This window comes from Blastocatellia bacterium (assembly GCA_016713405.1).
In the GTDB taxonomy this organism is placed as follows: Bacteria; Acidobacteriota; Blastocatellia; order Chloracidobacteriales; family JADJPF01; genus JADJPF01.
This window is the reverse complement of record JADJPF010000008.1, coordinates 19597-36092: the sequence shown is the minus strand read 5'-3', so window position 1 is coordinate 36092 and position 16496 is coordinate 19597. Positions and strand designations below refer to the sequence as shown.

Sequence of the window (16496 nt, the reverse complement as noted above, 5' to 3'; positions counted from 1 at the left end):
TTTATGAGTAAAGAAAAAGAAATTTTCCATGAACACTTAAAACGCTCTAGGCTAAAACGAACTGAACAAAGAGACTTAATCTTAGATGTTTTTATTGATACTGAAGGACATGTATCTGTAGAAGAGCTTTATGATTTAGTTAAAAAGAAAGATTCTTCTGTTGGGTTTACTACTGTTTATAGAACTATGAAACTAATGACAGAAGCCGGTTTAGCTCATGAGGTACGTTTTACCGATGGACGCGCACGCTATGAACACGAGTATGATCATCAACACCATGATCATTTAATTTGTAATCAATGTGATTCGGTAATAGAGTTTTACAATCCAGAAATAGAGAAATTACAAGAAGAAATAGCCCGCCAATATAAGTTTCAAATTCAAGATCATAGTCATCGTATGTTTGGAATTTGCTTTAATTGCCAAGAAATCAGCAAAGATAAACTAGCAAAAAAGACCTACAGCTAGTTGGCTGTTTAGAAATAAAAATAAGCTGGATAAATTTGGTCTGCTTTAACGTCACCAGGATAAATTATTTTTTCTAAAAATAGTCCTGATGAAGGGGCTGTATATTTTGCAGGCAGATCAGATATTTTTTCAAAAAATCTTAAGTATTCTTTTAAGCTTATATTTCTACGTCCAATCTCAACTAGTATTCCTACTATACGTCTAACCATTTTCCAAAGAAAATGAGAAGCAGAAATGCGAAAAAGCACTAAATTATCAGTTGTTTTAATTGAGGCACTTTCAACTTTTACCAAAGTTGATTTGTTATCTACCATTTCACAAAAGCTTTGAAGGTCATGTAAACCTATTAAGTGATAACAAGCCTGCTGCATTAAATCAATATTAAGGCGATCTTTAATCCACCAAACATAAGGTTTACCAAATGCAGTACGATGAAGTGAGATTTGATAGAGATAATAGCGGCTAATAGCATCATGGCGAGCATCAAAATGATCGTTAACTAATTCTATTTTATTGATATTTATATCTTTAGGTAAAAGCTGATCAAAATTAATTTGTAAATGTTTAATAGATAAATTTTTCTTTGCTCTTAGGTGTGCAACTTGTTCTAAAGCATGAACTCCTGCATCAGTACGTCCGGCCCCGCCTATATCTACTATGTCAGAAAAAATATTGTTGGCTACTTTAATTAGTTCACCCTGTACTGTGCGGCCATTGGGTTGTTGTTGCCAGCCAGAGTAGCGAGTTCCATCATATTCAATTTTTAGTTTCCAAGTAGGCATGAGAAAATAACTTAAACTTGTTTAGCTACACTAGCTAGAGAATTAATAAAGTCTTTTGGATTTGGATGATCTCCAGCATGTTTAGAAATATAATGATAAATAACTTGACCATTAGGCAGTATTACAAATGTTCCCCCATGTTGCCAAGGATCTCCAGTGGTACTTTTTTGGCGAAACCCTTCTCTAAAAGCTTTAAATGCATGCCACCAAACTATTGGTTGAAAAGTCTTCCAAATACCTCGTTCTAATTTTAAGGCTCTGTATGTTCCTAGTTTTGGATCAACATAAATAGGACTAGCTAATTTAAGATCCTTACGAAAAGTTTCTGCATGATGTGGCTTACCATTACCAATAACTACTAGTTCAGCCCCATTTTGATGAATTGCATTGACCTCTGAGCGCAACTGCGCTACTTGATATTGGCAGAGCAGTCAGCCAAAGTGACGAATAAAAACTAAAACTATAGGGTTCTTTTGCCAACTATCTCCTAGACGATGCTCATTGCCGTCAGGATCAAGTACAATCGCGTTTTTAAGTTCTGAAGAGACTTCCCAACTCATTAGCTACTCCATTAAGTAAAAACTGTTAATAAATGTTTTAACTCTAAACCTCATAAAACAAATATGTAATTGATTATTATTGTTAATTTTAGGATAAATTTTAGATAGCCAATATTTTAAGATATATTTACTAAAGAAAGCCATCAATAATAGCAGTGATAGATAAATATTTTTGTTAAATAATAAGTATTTAACAAAACCTGGAAATTTCTTAACAAAAAATTAATAAATTTCTAGTCTCCTAATTAAAACTTTACTAAAATGACTAACTGCACCTAACCGCAAATTTATCTGTATAAATTAAAAGCTTAGAACTTAATAATAAACTTTATTTGTAGGTAGTTGTCCTCTTAATTTGTCCTCTTATAAGTGAAACTATATTAGAAAATTTTTTAGGAGTCGTTATGGATTTGGAAAAAAACAAATATAAAGGAATAAGTCGTATTGATCAAGACACTAACCATACACATGGCTGGTATGTTCGAGTATGGTTTAATGGAAAAATGTATTCTAAATTTTTTAGTGATGAAAAAAATGGTGGTGGAGAAAAAGCTTTAACAAAGGCTTTACGTCATCGTAACCGTTTAGAAAAAGAAATAGGTAAACCAAGAACAGATCGAAAAGTTGTCACCTATAGTTCCAAAAATAAAACGGGAGTAGTTGGAGTAGTAAGAAAAGTTAAAGAAGGAAGAGAAGTATATGAAGTTAATTGGAATCCAATTCCTGGAGTAATTAAACGTACTTCTGTTTCAATAGACCGTTATGGTGAGGAAAAAGCTTTTCTTAAAGCTTATAGAATTAGAAAGAAAAAAGAAAAAGAAATCTATGGAAAATCTATAGATATAAAAGCAGAAAAAACAATGAGTTGTTAATAAATAATTCATTATTTTTAGTAAGCTCGACAGCGTAAACTAGGAATAAGTTTTTGTGGATTAGCTAGTTGTTTAGGGTTAAAACATTCTCGAATATTAAGCATTTTTTCTAGATCTATAGCGGTAAAAATTAAAGGCATATAATTAATTTTATCTGCTCCAACTCCATGTTCACCAGTAATTGACCCTCCAACACTAACACAAAACTGCATAATTTCATTACATGCAGCTTTTACTCGTGCTAATTCTTCTTTATCGCGGCCATCATAACTAATGTTAGGGTGAAGATTTCCATCACCAGCATGAAAAACATTAGAAATACGTAGTTTGTAATGTGCTGCAATACGGTAAACTTCAGCTAAAACTATAGGGAGTTTACTTCTAGGAATAACGCCATCCTGTACCATTAAATCTGGGCTGATACGTCCCATTGCTCCAAAAGCACCTTTGCGACCAGCCCAGATTTTTAGTCTTTCTGCTTGATCACGAGCAATTTGCACGCTACGCGCACCATTTGCTAAACAAATTTCTTTGACTCTTTTGGTTTCATCTTCTAATTCAATAGATAATCCGTCAAGCTCAATAATTACTACTGCTGCGGCATCTGTAGGCATTCCAGCAGCAAAAACAGAGCTTTCTATTGCTCCAACCGTGACTATATCCATCATTTCTAGTGCTGATGGCAAAATACCTGCTGCAATTATTTCTGATACTGTAAGGCTAGCTTCTTCTGTAGTAAGAAAATCTACTAGCATTGTTTTAACCATTTCTGGGCTACGTTGCAACTTAACAGTTGCTTCAGTAGCAATGCCAAAAGTCCCTTCTGAGCCAACAAATAAACCTACTAAGTCATATCCTATAGAATCTGCTCCACTGGTGCCAAAATCAACAATTTCACCAGAAGGAAGCACTACTTTTAAGGCTAAGATATGATTTACCGTTGAGCCATATTTTAAGCAATGTGGCCCGCCAGCATTTTCTGCAATATTACCTCCAATTGTGCAAGCTGTTTGACTAGAAGGGTCAGGAGCATAAAAATAACCGTTTGGCTCAACTCTACGGGTTAAATTAATGTTAACTAAACCTGTTTCTACCACTGCTAGACGATCTTCGTAACTAATACTTAAAATTTTATTCATCCGAGCCATTTCAATAATAACACCGTCTGATAATGCTAAAGCTCCTCCAGAAAGACCAGTTCCAGCACCACGAGCAACAAAGGGGATATTTTCTTGATTAAGTAGAGTTAACACTTGGGAGACTTCTTTGGTAGAAGAAACTAGTACAACTGCACGGGGCATTGCTCGATGAGTAGTTAAAGCATCACACTCATAAACAAGGAGTTCTTCCTTTTTAGAAAGAACATTATTTGAGCCAACAATTTTTTTTAACTCTTTTGTTAGATCCATTATTTATTGTTGTTGTTGGTAATAGGCATAAGGGTTATAAACCATTGCTAAGCCTTGGCGGTAAAGTTCTACAAGCAAGCGTATTGCATCGGTATCGCCCCGCAGTTGTTCTAAACAGGGGCCTAGCGGGTAACTACCATCAAAAAGTATCATTAGTCGGTCAACTGAACGAGGAAAACGGGTATTTTGTAGAGCATCATAAAAAGCTTCTGTTAAAACTATGGTTGAAGAAGGGTGTGGAAGTTGTTCTATTAAGTAATATTCTTCGTCATAGCGTTGCATCATTCTAGCTAGGATTTCATCAACACTAGAAACAATGGTTCTTGGTACGGAAATAGGTTGAGATTGAAAAGTAAAACTGCCGCTTGTCCAATTTAATAAAGAGAGCAAAGCCGGTTCGCCCATTAAGTTCATATATTGAGAATCAACTATTTCGCCATCTTGAAAGAAAATTGCTCCTTCAACATCTCCACTTTTTAGCTGCAAAACTCCGCTTTTACGTTTAGCTTCTGCAAAACGTAGCAAGTCTGATGGGGTCATTTCTCCTAAACTTCCAGCAAGTTCAACTTGTCCAATGCTTGTATCGCTATATTGGCTTTGGACATTTTGAATTTGGCGTTGTAGAAGTTTTTTTATTCTCATAGAAATTTCTGCAATACTAAAAGGCTTGACCCAATAATCTTCTACACCTTTTTCAAATGCAGCAATTTTTTCTTCTTCCTGACCACGAGAAGTTAAACAAACAAAAGGAATATTTTGAGTTTCAGGATATTCTTGGAGCTTAATAAAGAATTGGCTACCATCCATCTTTGGCATTAGCAAGTCAGAAATAATTATATTAGGTCTGAGACGTAAGGCTTTATCTACACCTTCTAAACCATTATTAGCTGTAATTACTTGGCACCCAAGGTTTTTAATAGCTGTGCTTAGTAAAAGACAAATGTTAGGATCGTCGTCTACTACTAAAATGCTTAGGTCTGCAAATGCGGTTTGTTCTTCTTGGCTAACAGATACTTTTGCTCGTGAAACTGGATAACCTGGCAATGGTGCTGCGGCAGGGCCGGCAGTTCTAGGTTGCTCTTCCATAACCCAAGTACCTTTTGCACCCTGGGCCCAGGTTTCATCTCTAACACCAATCATTTCCCTTAATTCTTTACGGTAGAGTTCATCTTTTTCACCAAATTGAGGCAGCGAAGCAAAAAAGCCCCGTGCAGCTTCTTTTTGATTCATTGCCAGGTAAACTTCTGCTATTTGGCGACAAGTTCTATAAGCTTCTTCAAATTGGCCTAAACCATGATGAATACGCTCTATTTCTTTTAAGATAGAGGCTCGTCTTTCATTATCACCTAGTTTTTCTACTTTACGGTAATAAGCTAAGGCAAGATCATATTGTTTGCTTGTTTGATAAAGATCTGCTAGGCGAACAAAGGATTCAATAGCTTCTTCTACCATATTAGAGGTTTGATAAAGTGTTCCTAATTGTCTTAGTGCTTCAGTATCATTAGCATTAACATAAAGAGCTTGACGAAGGCGTTCAATCTCTTTTGTGACTTTTGCCTGATCTAGGCGGGTATTCATTTGTTGCCAAACTTTATCAAATAAAGCCATGGTAGACCTCCAACAAGTAAGTAGCACATTTATTTATAAAAGCTTTTTGTGCAATGATAACGCTCATCAAAAGCAACGTCAATTAATTAGGCAGTTAGCTTTTACTAAGCATTGACAATACTTTTGACCAAATTTTTTTACAAAATATTATCTATAGAAATATAAAGATTTATTTAGCCTGATGATGATATATTATTCTACCTAACTGCAAAACTAGACTCATTATGTCCGATCAGAAGTTAAAATAATAAAAACAATATATTTAAGTTTTATTAAAGAATGATAGGGGAGAGGTAATTTAATGGGGTATATAGGTACTTATATTTTAATTTTAATGGAAAGATTTTCTAAACTTCCTAATAATCTTTCATCTGTATATTACCGATATTATGTTTTAACTAATTATATTTATTTACTAGCCTTTTTTGCTCATGCAGGACTACTACTTTCTTTTGCATTTCTTGGAGTAAAAGAATTAGCTATTTTTAATATTGGTAGTTGTTCTTTATTTCTAATTGCTATTATTATTAATATGAGAGGGTACTTAGTCTCAAGCATTAGTTTAGCAACATTTGAAGTTATTGCTCATGCTGTTGCAGGAGTTTATATACTGGGCTTAGCATCAGGCTTTCAATACTATATTTTAGGATTACTTGTTACTATATTTGCTTCTCCTTTAAGAAAACTAGCTCCTAAGATAGTTTTGGCTTTATTAACATCAATAATTTATATTTTATTAAACTATTATGCTCAAATTTCTACACCTATTAGATCTTTAGATTTACTTGCAATAAATGTTTATAATGTAATGAATTTATTAACATGTATTTTTGTAGTTTCTTTATCTATTTTTGCAAGCGATAGTGCAGCCTTAAAAGCAGAACAAAAATTAACAAAAGCGTTAGAAGACTTAAAAGAAGCAAATCTTGAGACAGAAAAGAAAAATGAGCAATTAGCCAAAACCAATCAACAGCTAGAAAAGAAAAATGAAGAACTAGCAAGCAAAAATGAAGAATTAATGCAATCTTACAAACGAGCTAATTTAATCTTTTCTGCACTTTCAGAAGCCTTGCCAGGTACAGTTTTAGATGAAAAATACCAGTTAGATAAAATAATTGGGAGAGGTGCTTTTGGTGCAGTTTTTAAGGCTACTCATTTAACTACAAAAAGGGAAGTGGCTGCAAAAGTTTTTCAACCTGTAAGCGGAAATGTTACAGCCGAGGGTTTAGAACGTTTTCAACTAGAGGCCATTTTAGCTTCCTTAGTTAACCATCATAATGCTATTGAAGTCTTAGATTCAGGGATTTCAGGTGGAATTGCTTATATAATAATGGAACTGCTAAATGGGCATAGTTTGACGGATGAATTAAAAAAGAAAAATGGACGTTTAAGCCCAAAACGTTGTGCAGAAATACTTGTTCCTATTTGTGATGTGCTTACAAAAGCACATAGTGCAGGCATAGTTCATAGAGATATTAAGCCTGATAATATTTTTCTTCATTATTGTGAGGAGGGAGAAGTTATCAAAGTAGTAGATTTTGGCATTGCCAAGCTACAAAATGAAATTCAAGGCGTAGCACTTCAAAATCTAACTTTGGCAGGTGGTTTAGTTGGTACTCCAATTTATATGTCTCCTGAAAGGTTACTTCATAACATTTGTGAGGCTCCTTCAGATGTTTATAGCCTAGGAATAATGCTTTATCAAATGCTATCAGGAAAAGTTCCTTTTTATTCAACAGAAATTTGGCAAATAATACAAATGCACATTAATGATACGCCTGTTTCACTAAGAGAAGTAAATCCTGATATTTTACCTAAAGTTGAGAAAATCGTTTTTCAAGCCCTAAGAAAAGACCCTAATGAAAGACCTTCTGCTATGAGTTTAGGCCAAGATTTTGCTGCATCTTTAGGTTTAGAAATAAAACCTACTGCAAGAGGCCATACAAAAATTTTTGTCTCTGGTACTGATATTAGAGGAGCAGTTTCTACAGACGATCCAACATTAGGTTAAATAACCTAATGTTTTAGATGAAAAACTATCAAAAATAAAATTGATAAAATAGTAACATTTCTTTTTTATTGATATTAGCCTGGCGATAAAATTAAATTATCTACTTTGTTTGTGGTAATTAGACCTATTGTTATCTTTAAGTTCGTGATAAAGTTTTGTCCCAAATTTTCAACTAGCATTAGATTTCAGCACAAAGTTAATGAGGTTAAAGATGGATAAAGGAAAACAGCAGGAATTAAAACAAAAGCTTTATAGTAAAACTCCATTAATTGGCAGTTGGCAAAGGCGTAAGGCTGTAACAGAACTAGTTCAAGCTCTTGAAACACAAGATGCAGATGCCGCTTCATTACTAGCAGAAGCATTAATGCTTAGTACAGATACCCAAATTAAATCTACTGCTTTAGAAGCATTAAAACAAATCAAGGATCAAAAATGTATTGACACAATTTGTGCTGATTGGGCAGCTTCTCGGCATCCAGATTTAACACAACTTGTTACTTCTGCTGCTTGGATTGCCAGCACTCCAGCACGCTTAAGGGTTTTAACAGCCTTAAAAACAGGAAAATTAGATCTGCTCAATAAGGGTGGAATAGATGTTTTTGAAGCTTTTTTAGAAGTAAGTAACGATAAAGACAGCGAAATAGCTCGCCAAGCAAAAGAAGGGCTAGCAAAACTGCAAAGCTCTGAAGCTATAGACGCTTTATGTAGTCGCTGGGCCAAAGATAGAGACAGCCATTTAGGTCAAATTATCATTCAAAAAAGCTATGTTGCCAGGCAACCTTTGGAAGTACAGATTTTAACAGCCTTAAAATGTGGTAAAACTGACGTAGTAACTAAAGGTAGCTCAGAAATATTAACACCTTTACTACAAGCCTGTTCAGATTCAGATTCAGATCTTGCCAAAGAAGCACAAAAAGCATTAAGAGAATTAAAAAATTTAGATACACAAGAAGAACTTTGTAAAATAATTTTAGAAAAAGAAAATAGTTTTGCCCGCCAAGCAGCTATTGATGCTGGATATGCTCCACAGGATGAAAAGCAAAAAATATTATTTTATTTTTTTACTGAACAATGGAATAAATATGAGGCATTAGATAATAGTCAAAGAATGCTACGAGCTATCTATAAAAAAGCTAGTCCAATGCTACAAGACCGAATTGCTAGTAAAGCCCGCCAAAAAGGTTACTTACTGTCTGAGCCTGTTCAAATAGAGCGTAAGCGTCAACGTTTAGTAGATATGACTATCAAAGAATGGGAAGAATTATTAATTGCTGTAGAAAATAGCAGCCAACGAGCAGACATCTTACGGCTAGCTCAAGAAGCACCTCCACTTTGGAGTATGCAAGTATTGTTAAGAATGAAAAAATCTGGCTGGAAACCTCGTAATGATGAGCAAGAAAGCTATGAAGAACTGTTACGCTTAGCAGAAAAATGTGAGCCAATTAATCCAACCTCACCTGCTAGCAGTATTGCTACTTTATCTGGACATACAGATGTAATTAACTGTTTAACTATTAGCCCTGATGCCAGTTTACTAGCTAGTGGTAGCTTAGATAATAGTATTAGGCTTTGGAGTTTACCTAGTTGAAAAGAATTAAAAAAACTAGAAGGCCATAGCGGAGCAATTAATTGTTTGGCTATTTCTAATGATAGTAAAACTTTAATTAGTGGTAGTGGGGATGGAACGTTAAAACTATGGGATTTGCCTTCTGGACTACTAAGTAAAACGCTATCAGGGCATACAGATGAGGTAAACTCCTTAGCAATTAGTCCAGACGGAAAAATTCTAGCTAGTGGCAGTTTAGATAATGGAATTAGACTGTGGAGCTTGCCAGGAGGCGATGAACTAAAAGAAATTAAAGAGCATACAGGTTCAATCTGGTCATTAGCCTTTAGTCCTGATGGACATGTTTTAGCTAGTGGTGGTGGGCTTGCAGATCATTCTATTAAACTTTGGACAATTCCAGAAGCCTCAGCCATACAGACCTTAAACGGGCATAAGGGTTTAGTGCGTTGCTTAAGTTTTAGTAAAAATGGACAGCTTTTAGTTAGCGGAAGTGGTGATAATAATATTAAAATTTGGCAACTTTCCGATGGGCGAGAACTTAAAACACTAAAAGGGCATCAAGGGCTAATTAATTCGTTAATCTTTAAACCAGATGGACAAATGCTAATTAGTAGTAGTGTTGATAAAACTATTCGTCTTTGGAATATATCTGATGGCAAATTATTAAAGAAATTAGATAAGCATAAAGACCGTGTTACAGCATTAATTTCAGACCAAGACACTAGAACGCTTATTAGTGCTAGTTGGGACTCTACAATAAGAATTTGGTCATTGGCTAACCAACAGGAAGTAAAGATACTTGAAGGTCATACAAGTTGGGTGACTAGTCTGGTTTTAAGTCCTGATGGACAAATTTTAGTAAGTGGTAGCCGGGATAACACTTTAAGAATTTGGCATATGAAATCAATATTACTTAATCATTTACCAGCACGCCAAACTACAGTAGCCGATTTAGCTTGGGCTGAAAAAGCAATAAAGGACAATAACTTATCTTTATCAAGTCGCAAGAATTTAGAATTTGTTGCAGCATTAATGCGTTGGCGTAATAAAATAGAAAATAGCAAAGATACTCTACGCAAAATTGAAGTAGGAGAATTTGAAATAGAACTTGCTAGTTAAATTTCAAAAGCAATCTACTAAAATTATTACGTATGTAACCATAAGGATTGTTTAATGCTAGTTTGTCCAGTCTGTCAAACTAAATATGATGACCAACTGCGTCAACGTTGCGCTAAGGATTTTACCCCACTAGAAGAAGTAAAAACTATAAGTTCTACACCTTCAGAGCAAATTATTGCTGGCCGTTACCGAGTTATTCGCAAACTAGGTGCAGGCGGTATGGCAGTAGTTCACTTAGTAGAAAGATTAAATATAGGTGATTTTGCTGCATTAAAATTAATGAATCAGGCTATTGCGTCTGACCCTGAATCACTAGCACAATTTCAAATGGAAGCCCGTCTTGCTGCTTCAGCTAGCCATCCTAATGTAGTACAAATTTATGATTTTGGAATAACTGAAGATAAATTGCCCTATCTGGTAATGGAATATTTAGAAGGGCCAAATCTTTCAGAAGAATTAAGAAAAACAGGTACTTTAAGCTTAGAAAGGGCATTAGAAATCTTTCAGCCAATTTGTACGGCTCTTACAGCAACACATGCTAGCGGACTTATTCACCGAGACTTAAAACCTTCTAATGTAATTTTGCAACAACTTAAATGGGGTGGGGAATTTGTTAAAGTTGTTGATTTTGGTATTGCTAAAGCTTTAACCGCTGCTGCTAATCCTGCCGATAAAGGCGCGGTAGTTGGTACATTAGGGTATATGTCTTTGGAACAAGTAAAGGGGGAAGTTTTAGATAATCGTTCTGATATTTATAGTTTAGCAGTAATATTTTATGAATTATTGACTGGAACACTTCCTTTTCAAGCTAACTCTACGCCTCAAATGCTTGTTGCAATGGCAAAAGAGCAACCTCGCTCACTAAAAAGCCTTAGACCTGATATTCCTTCTAGAATAGAGCTAATTTTATTTAAGTCTTTATCAAAAAATCGTGCTGATCGTCATGCCTCAGCTAATGAACTAGCTCAAGAGTTAATGGATGCGGCCAATCGTGCAAGACCTATTTTTATCCCTAAAGCAAGTGGGGAAATAACCCAAGAAACTTTTATTGATCTGGAAACCTTAAAAACAGCAACTATTGCAACCTTAAATTGGCAAGGAACACTTGGAACTCTTAACTTAGATTTTTGCTTAGGTAGAGAAAAAGAAATAGAATTCTTAAAAGAAAATTTTCTACAAATTTCTCAAGGCCGTAACTTGCCAGTAGTTATCACTTCTGACCCAGGGGCCGGACGTTCTCAAATTCTACTTGAATATCAACGTTGGGCTGAAAGAGAAGGCGCAGTAATTTTACCAGCAAGATTTTATGATTATGGTGGCAGTCAACTAGCTCCATATCAAGTATTTTTAGATATGTTAAGGGCATGTTTATTAGGCCATCGTCTGCCACCAATTACCCAAAAGTTTAACCCTGGTGACACACAAAAATTTCAAGACCCAGCTAATACTTCTCAGCTAACAGAAATGATTCAGGATAGAACAGGTGTAATTTTGCCTGAAGAAGCCTTTTCATCTGAAGCTCTTTCTGGTGGTAGTACAGACAAATGGCGTGTATTTGAAGCTGTAACAGAAATTTATAAGCGCATTGCCCGTTCTGCTCCTGTTGTATTTTTACTTGATGACCTACATTTTGCCGATAGTTTAAGCTTAGAAATGTTAGCTTATATTATTCGTAATACTACAGGGATTAGATTACAAGTTATTGCTACAGCTTTAGTTGAAGAAGTACAAACCAAAGGCAAAGCCTTACGTAATTGGTTGGCTAAACAAATTGGTAATAATAATTACAAAGAAATTTTTATTAGTGGACTTCCTAGATCTGAAGCAGAAATTTTACTAGCAGCTATTTTTGGAGAAATAGAAATTTCTGATTCAGCTATTGATTATATTTGGAGTGAGACACAAGGGTTTCCTCTATTTTTAGTTGAATTATTAGAACATTTAATGATAGCTGGAAAAATTGAAAAAGTTGGAAATAAATGGCGGGCTAATTGGTTTGGACAACTAGAAGTTCCTCCATCGGTTAATAATCTGGTTAATGCTAAATTAAGGCGGTTTGACCAAAAACAACTAGAAGTTTTTAAGCATGCTGCGGTAATTGGAGATGAGTTTCAATTTGATGTACTGGTAGAAGCACTTGATATAGATGAAGATGAACTAGATGAAGTATTGCGTCAAGGTGTGGCTGCCTGGATATTAAAAGAACAACAAAGCGCGTCAGGGGACTTTTTCCGCTTTCATCATAGTATGTTAAGACGTGCGCTTTATAACTCCATGGCTAAGGCTAATCGCCGAAAAGTACATTCTAAAGTAGCAAAAACAATTGAAACTTTGCAGGGTAGTAAAAAAGATCGTTTTGTAGGGCAAATTGCTTATCATTATTACTGGGGAGGAGAATGGCAAAAAGCTTTTGTTCCCGCTGTTAGAGCAGGTGAAATTGCTCGTAAAAGAGAAGCTTTTAGTGAAGCTATAACTTATTTTCGTTATGGCAGTGAAGCTATGGAGCAATTGCAAGCTAATGAAATAAAAGTAGAAGCTACACTTGCTGGAAAAATGCATGTAGGGCTAGCAGAAGCTTTAATTATCTTAAATCGTTTTGAAGACACCGAAAAAGAACTAGCACGAATTTTTGAACTAGCAAGCCAAGAAAAAGATATTGTTTTAAGAGCTTGGGGAGAGTTTTTAGCTAGCCGTTATCATCAAGCTCGTGGTGCTATGAAACGGGCCGTAGAGCTTGCAAAACTAGGTTTAGAGTCTATTGATGAGGCTAAAGAATCAGTAGATTATGAGTTACATCGTCGCTTATTGCAACAACTTGGCTATACTTTATGGATGAGTGGTCAAATGGATGCAGCAAAAGAACCGCTAGAAAAGGCGGTTGCTATAGCTGAAGCCTCTACAGATAATCGTCCAGCAGGTTGGGCATTATCTTATTTAGGACTAATGCACTGTTTCCGAGGCAATGGTACATTAGCAATGGAACTAAGCGAAAAAGGATTAAAACTGCTAAGAGCTTCTGGAGATCGGGTTAGTGAAATGTTTGCTTGGGAGCGAGTAGGCATTGTTTATAGTATGTTAGGAGATCAAGACCGCGCACTTTATTATTTTGAAGGTGGTTTAGAACTTGCTCGCGCTATTGGTCATCAACATCAACAAGCCCTTATGTATATTGATTTAGGGGAAGCTAACCGATTAAAAAATAATTTAGTTCAAGCTGAACAGCACTATAAAAAAGCTTTAACTATTTCTCGCCAAACTGAACGTTCAGATGTAGAAGCTTTGTGTATGCAAAACCTAGGACTAGTTGCTAATTCACGTAAGCAATTTGCAGAAGCTGCTAATTTACTAGAAACAGCCTTGAAGCTTTTTCAAGCTCAACATCGTGGAATATCAGAGGCAGAAGTTTACTGGGCATTAGCTGTAGCACAGGAAGGATTAGGACAAGAAGAGTTAGCATTAGAAAATTATAAAGATGCGGCTAAATTGTGTAATAAACTTTCTTATTTAGATTATGAATGGCGTGCTTTGTTAGGAGAAGGTAACATTCTAGCCTCAAATAGTCAGTTTCAAGAAGCTGAAAATGTAATTAGTGAAGCTATTTTGGTAATTGAAAAGATGAAATCACAACTACCAGAAGGAGCAAACTTAAAAGGGTTTTTAGAGGAAAAACAACCTGTTTATGATTTGTTCCAAAAACTAAAAACTAAACTAACAGAAATTTAAGGAAAAATTCTTAATCTAGGAATGCAGGAGCTTCAGTTCTATAGTATTCAAGAAAAATAAAAAAGCGAAATTAGGAGGCTAAAGGCAAAGAAAAATTAAGAGAATCATAAAAGCCAAATAAAACTAAAATGGCAAAAGGTTGAAGAGAGAAATCAAACAAAGCTTCATCAACTTTAGATTGCAAAGAATCAAAAGAAGGAAAATGATGTAAATGAATGTGGGATTGCTTGAGATTTTTCCAAAGCTTTTCGATAGGGTTAAAGTCAGGAGAATAAGAGGGAAGTTGAAAAACAGTTAAACAAGATTTATTAAGTTGAAAAAAGTCTTTAAGTTGTTTAGAAGTATGGTATTTGGCAGCATCCTGAATAAGAACAATATGTTTAGAAGAGCGTCTAATAACAGAAATAAGAAAAGCTTGGTAGGTGTCAGAGTTAAAACGAGAAGTAGTAGGTTGATAAAAAAACTTGCCAGTGAAAAAATCAATTAAACCAAAGACACGAAAAGCTCTACGAGTGCCAGAAGTTTTAATAGTAGGTTGGTTGCCTCTACGGGCCCAAGTATAGGAAAGACTTCCCCATTGAGGAAAACTAACTTCATCTCCAAAAAGTAGATATGCACCTTTTTTCCTTGCTAAATTAAAAGCTTTAGGCCAAGTTTCAGCTAACCATTCTGCTCTTTTATCTTCGTCCAAATGGTCTGATATAAATCTTGCTTTTTGAAATGAAAATCCTAAATTTTTAAGCAGTTCAGCTATATAAAATACCAGCAATTCCCGGTGAGTAAATAAATGAAGCAAAAAAAGGAGTTAAAAGAAAAAAGCAAAAAAAGTTTTCACGGATGAAAAGAAGAAAGTAAACTAGAAAAATGAGACCACTAAAAAGTTTAACACTAGAAGCAATAATAGAAATACTGACAGAAGAATTTAAGAAAGTGCCAGATAAAAGAAGAGCCAAAAGCGTGACGTGGGAAATGCATGCAGTGTTGATGGCAGGATTTGCAGTGATGTTTTTTCAAAACGAGAGCCTACTAGAGTTTCAAAGAAGAATGAAAAAAGAAAAAAGGACAAAGTAATTTAGAAACAATATTAGGAGTAAAAGAAATTCCATCAGAGACACAAATGAGAGAAATCTTGGATGAAGCAGCAACAGAGCCAATAAGGAGGTTGGTAGGAAAATTATTTGAGAAGATAAGGCAAGTAGGATGGGCCAAAAGATGGGTAAGCGAAATAGAAGGAAAAGACTATTACACAATAGTGTATTGCTTCAAGTAAAAATGGACTTTAAGAAGGCTGACATGGACAATAAAACAACCAAGAAAGGAACCAACCATGTCAGGAAAACCCAAAAGAAAATATAGTCCAAGTGAGAAAGTAGCAATACTAAGGAAACATTTGATAGAAAAAGTAGCAATATCAAAAGTATGTGAAGAAAATCGATTACAACCCAAGTTATTTTATAAATGGCAGCAAGAATTTTTTGAGAGAGGAGAAATGGTATTTGGAATAAGGGGAAATGGAGTAGGACAAAATAAAGAAGGAAAAGAAAAAGATGAAAAAATAAAATTGTTAGAAGAAAAACTAGTACGAAAAAATGAAGTAGTAGCAGAATTAATGGAAGAACTGATAAAAGCAAAAAAAGGAACTGGGGTACTCTGATAAAAAAGTGGGTAAGTAGGAAACTAAGAGATGAAATCATCAATTTTATTTCTTACTGGTCAGAGAAAGCAGAGATCTCAAACAAGTTACTTTTGGCCGATGAAATAACAAAAAATAAGTATAGTATTTGGAAAAAAGCGAGTAGGAAAAGAAAATAAAAATAATAGTAAAAAACCAAAAGATGGATGGTTATTAGAATGGGAGAAAAAAGCAATCATAAAATTTTATTTAGAAAATAAAAAAGAAGGATACAGAAGAGTAACTTATATGATGATAGATGCAAATGTAGTAGCAGTAAGCCCAAGTTCAGTTTATCGGGTTCTGAAGGCTAGTAACTTATTAAGGGTTTGGGCTAGAAAGACAAGTAAAAAAGGAACAGGCTTTGAACAACCAACTTTTGCACATCAACATTGGCATGTAGATATAGCTTATATCAGAATTTGCTCAACATTTTTTTACTTATGCTCTGTTTTAGATGGATACAGTCGCTACATAGTTCATTGGGAACTTAAAGAGCAAATTACTGAGCTTGATTTGGAAATAATCTTGCTAAAAGCTAAAGAGCTTTTCCTAAGGCTTCTCCTAGGATTATTTCTGATAATGGGCCTCAATTTATTGCTAGGGATTTTAAGGAGTTTATCAACTTAATGGAAATGACCCATGTTCGTACTTCTCCTTATTACCCTCAAAGTAATGGAAAGATGGTATGATCATAAATGACAA

The 16496-nt window shown here is 34.9% G+C and carries 15 protein-coding genes; 10 read left to right on the top strand and 5 right to left on the bottom strand.

The features are described 5' to 3' along the window. The first annotated feature begins 3 nt into the window (after nucleotides 1-3). A complete protein-coding gene (locus IPK14_12215; protein MBK7994147.1) occupies nucleotides 4-468 on the top strand; it encodes a transcriptional repressor in 465 nt (154 codons plus the stop codon). Between the two features lie 8 nt (nucleotides 469-476). Here IPK14_12215 and truA read toward each other — a convergent pair whose 3' ends face one another. Further along, nucleotides 477-1250: a tRNA pseudouridine(38-40) synthase TruA gene (gene truA, locus IPK14_12210; protein MBK7994146.1), complete on the bottom strand. Its 774-nt coding sequence runs from the start codon at nucleotides 1248-1250 to the stop codon at nucleotides 477-479. 11 nt (nucleotides 1251-1261) lie between these two features. Continuing rightward, nucleotides 1262-1654, bottom strand: a complete 393-nt coding sequence (locus tag IPK14_12205; protein MBK7994145.1) for an AhpC/TSA family protein — start codon at nucleotides 1652-1654, stop codon at nucleotides 1262-1264. Nucleotides 1655-2214: 560 nt separating this feature from the next. Here IPK14_12205 and IPK14_12200 point away from each other — a divergent pair. After that, entirely contained in the window at nucleotides 2215-2682 is a 468-nt protein-coding gene (locus IPK14_12200) for an AP2 domain-containing protein (protein ID MBK7994144.1), read from the top strand. 17 nt (nucleotides 2683-2699) lie between these two features. On the opposite strand, the gene IPK14_12195 is transcribed toward IPK14_12200, so the two are convergent. Both IPK14_12195 and IPK14_12190 read right to left on the bottom strand, forming a co-directional pair. After that, nucleotides 2700-4091 carry an FAD-binding protein gene (locus tag IPK14_12195; protein ID MBK7994143.1) on the bottom strand — a complete coding sequence of 464 codons (1392 nt, stop codon included), beginning with the start codon at nucleotides 4089-4091 and terminating at the stop codon, nucleotides 2700-2702. 3 nt (nucleotides 4092-4094) lie between these two features. Continuing rightward, nucleotides 4095-5699 carry a response regulator gene (locus IPK14_12190; GenBank protein MBK7994142.1) on the bottom strand — a complete coding sequence of 535 codons (1605 nt, stop codon included), beginning with the start codon at nucleotides 5697-5699 and terminating at the stop codon, nucleotides 4095-4097. 301 nt (nucleotides 5700-6000) lie between these two features. Between IPK14_12190 and IPK14_12185 the strand changes: the two genes are divergently transcribed. The 4 genes from IPK14_12185 to IPK14_12170 all read left to right on the top strand — a co-directional run bounded on the left by IPK14_12185 (nucleotide 6001) and on the right by IPK14_12170 (nucleotide 14119). Then, nucleotides 6001-7710: a protein kinase gene (locus IPK14_12185; GenBank protein MBK7994141.1), complete on the top strand. Its 1710-nt coding sequence runs from the start codon at nucleotides 6001-6003 to the stop codon at nucleotides 7708-7710. 211 nt (nucleotides 7711-7921) lie between these two features. Continuing rightward, a complete protein-coding gene (locus IPK14_12180; protein MBK7994140.1) occupies nucleotides 7922-9298 on the top strand; it encodes a hypothetical protein in 1377 nt (458 codons plus the stop codon). Between the two features lie 45 nt (nucleotides 9299-9343). Continuing rightward, nucleotides 9344-10396, top strand: coding sequence for a WD40 repeat domain-containing protein (locus IPK14_12175; GenBank protein MBK7994139.1), 1053 nt, complete (start codon nucleotides 9344-9346; stop codon nucleotides 10394-10396). Between the two features lie 54 nt (nucleotides 10397-10450). Continuing rightward, nucleotides 10451-14119: a protein kinase gene (locus IPK14_12170; GenBank protein ID MBK7994138.1), complete on the top strand. Its 3669-nt coding sequence runs from the start codon at nucleotides 10451-10453 to the stop codon at nucleotides 14117-14119. Between the two features lie 70 nt (nucleotides 14120-14189). On the opposite strand, the gene IPK14_12165 is transcribed toward IPK14_12170, so the two are convergent. Next, on the bottom strand, nucleotides 14190-14888 hold the full coding sequence (locus IPK14_12165; GenBank protein ID MBK7994137.1) for an IS630 family transposase: 699 nt from the start codon (nucleotides 14886-14888) through the stop codon (nucleotides 14190-14192). Between the two features lie 95 nt (nucleotides 14889-14983). Between IPK14_12165 and IPK14_12160 the strand changes: the two genes are divergently transcribed. From IPK14_12160 to IPK14_12145, 4 genes are all read left to right on the top strand, one after another. Next, the gene (locus IPK14_12160; GenBank protein MBK7994136.1) at nucleotides 14984-15190 is read left to right on the top strand and encodes a hypothetical protein; all 207 of its coding nucleotides are present in this window, start codon (nucleotides 14984-14986) and stop codon (nucleotides 15188-15190) included. Between the two features lie 256 nt (nucleotides 15191-15446). Further along, the gene (locus tag IPK14_12155) at nucleotides 15447-15773 is read left to right on the top strand and encodes a transposase (GenBank protein ID MBK7994135.1); all 327 of its coding nucleotides are present in this window, start codon (nucleotides 15447-15449) and stop codon (nucleotides 15771-15773) included. 267 nt (nucleotides 15774-16040) lie between these two features. Continuing rightward, nucleotides 16041-16421, top strand: coding sequence for a hypothetical protein (locus IPK14_12150; GenBank protein MBK7994134.1), 381 nt, complete (start codon nucleotides 16041-16043; stop codon nucleotides 16419-16421). After that, nucleotides 16361-16483 carry a DDE-type integrase/transposase/recombinase gene (locus tag IPK14_12145; GenBank protein MBK7994133.1) on the top strand — a complete coding sequence of 41 codons (123 nt, stop codon included), beginning with the start codon at nucleotides 16361-16363 and terminating at the stop codon, nucleotides 16481-16483. The genes IPK14_12150 and IPK14_12145 overlap by 61 nt, the downstream gene beginning before the upstream one ends. Nucleotides 16484-16496: the final 13 nt, after the last annotated feature.

Bases quoted from the DNA above. Each gene is read 5' to 3' on its own strand.
- IPK14_12215 (MBK7994147.1), top strand. From the start codon at position 4: ATGAGTAAAGAAAAAGAAATTTTCCATGAACACTTAAAACGCTCTAGG.
- IPK14_12200 (MBK7994144.1), top strand. From the start codon at position 2,215: ATGGATTTGGAAAAAAACAAATATAAAGGAATAAGTCGTATTGATCAA.
- truA (MBK7994146.1), bottom strand. From the start codon at position 1,250: ATGCCTACTTGGAAACTAAAAATTGAATATGATGGAACTCGCTACTCT.
- IPK14_12180 (MBK7994140.1), top strand. From the start codon at position 7,922: ATGGATAAAGGAAAACAGCAGGAATTAAAACAAAAGCTTTATAGTAAA.
- IPK14_12170 (MBK7994138.1), top strand. From the start codon at position 10,451: ATGCTAGTTTGTCCAGTCTGTCAAACTAAATATGATGACCAACTGCGT.
- IPK14_12150 (MBK7994134.1), top strand. From the start codon at position 16,041: ATGATGATAGATGCAAATGTAGTAGCAGTAAGCCCAAGTTCAGTTTAT.
- IPK14_12190 (MBK7994142.1), bottom strand. From the start codon at position 5,699: ATGGCTTTATTTGATAAAGTTTGGCAACAAATGAATACCCGCCTAGAT.
- IPK14_12195 (MBK7994143.1), bottom strand. From the start codon at position 4,091: ATGGATCTAACAAAAGAGTTAAAAAAAATTGTTGGCTCAAATAATGTT.
- IPK14_12160 (MBK7994136.1), top strand. From the start codon at position 14,984: ATGAGACCACTAAAAAGTTTAACACTAGAAGCAATAATAGAAATACTG.
- IPK14_12185 (MBK7994141.1), top strand. From the start codon at position 6,001: ATGGGGTATATAGGTACTTATATTTTAATTTTAATGGAAAGATTTTCT.
- IPK14_12155 (MBK7994135.1), top strand. From the start codon at position 15,447: ATGTCAGGAAAACCCAAAAGAAAATATAGTCCAAGTGAGAAAGTAGCA.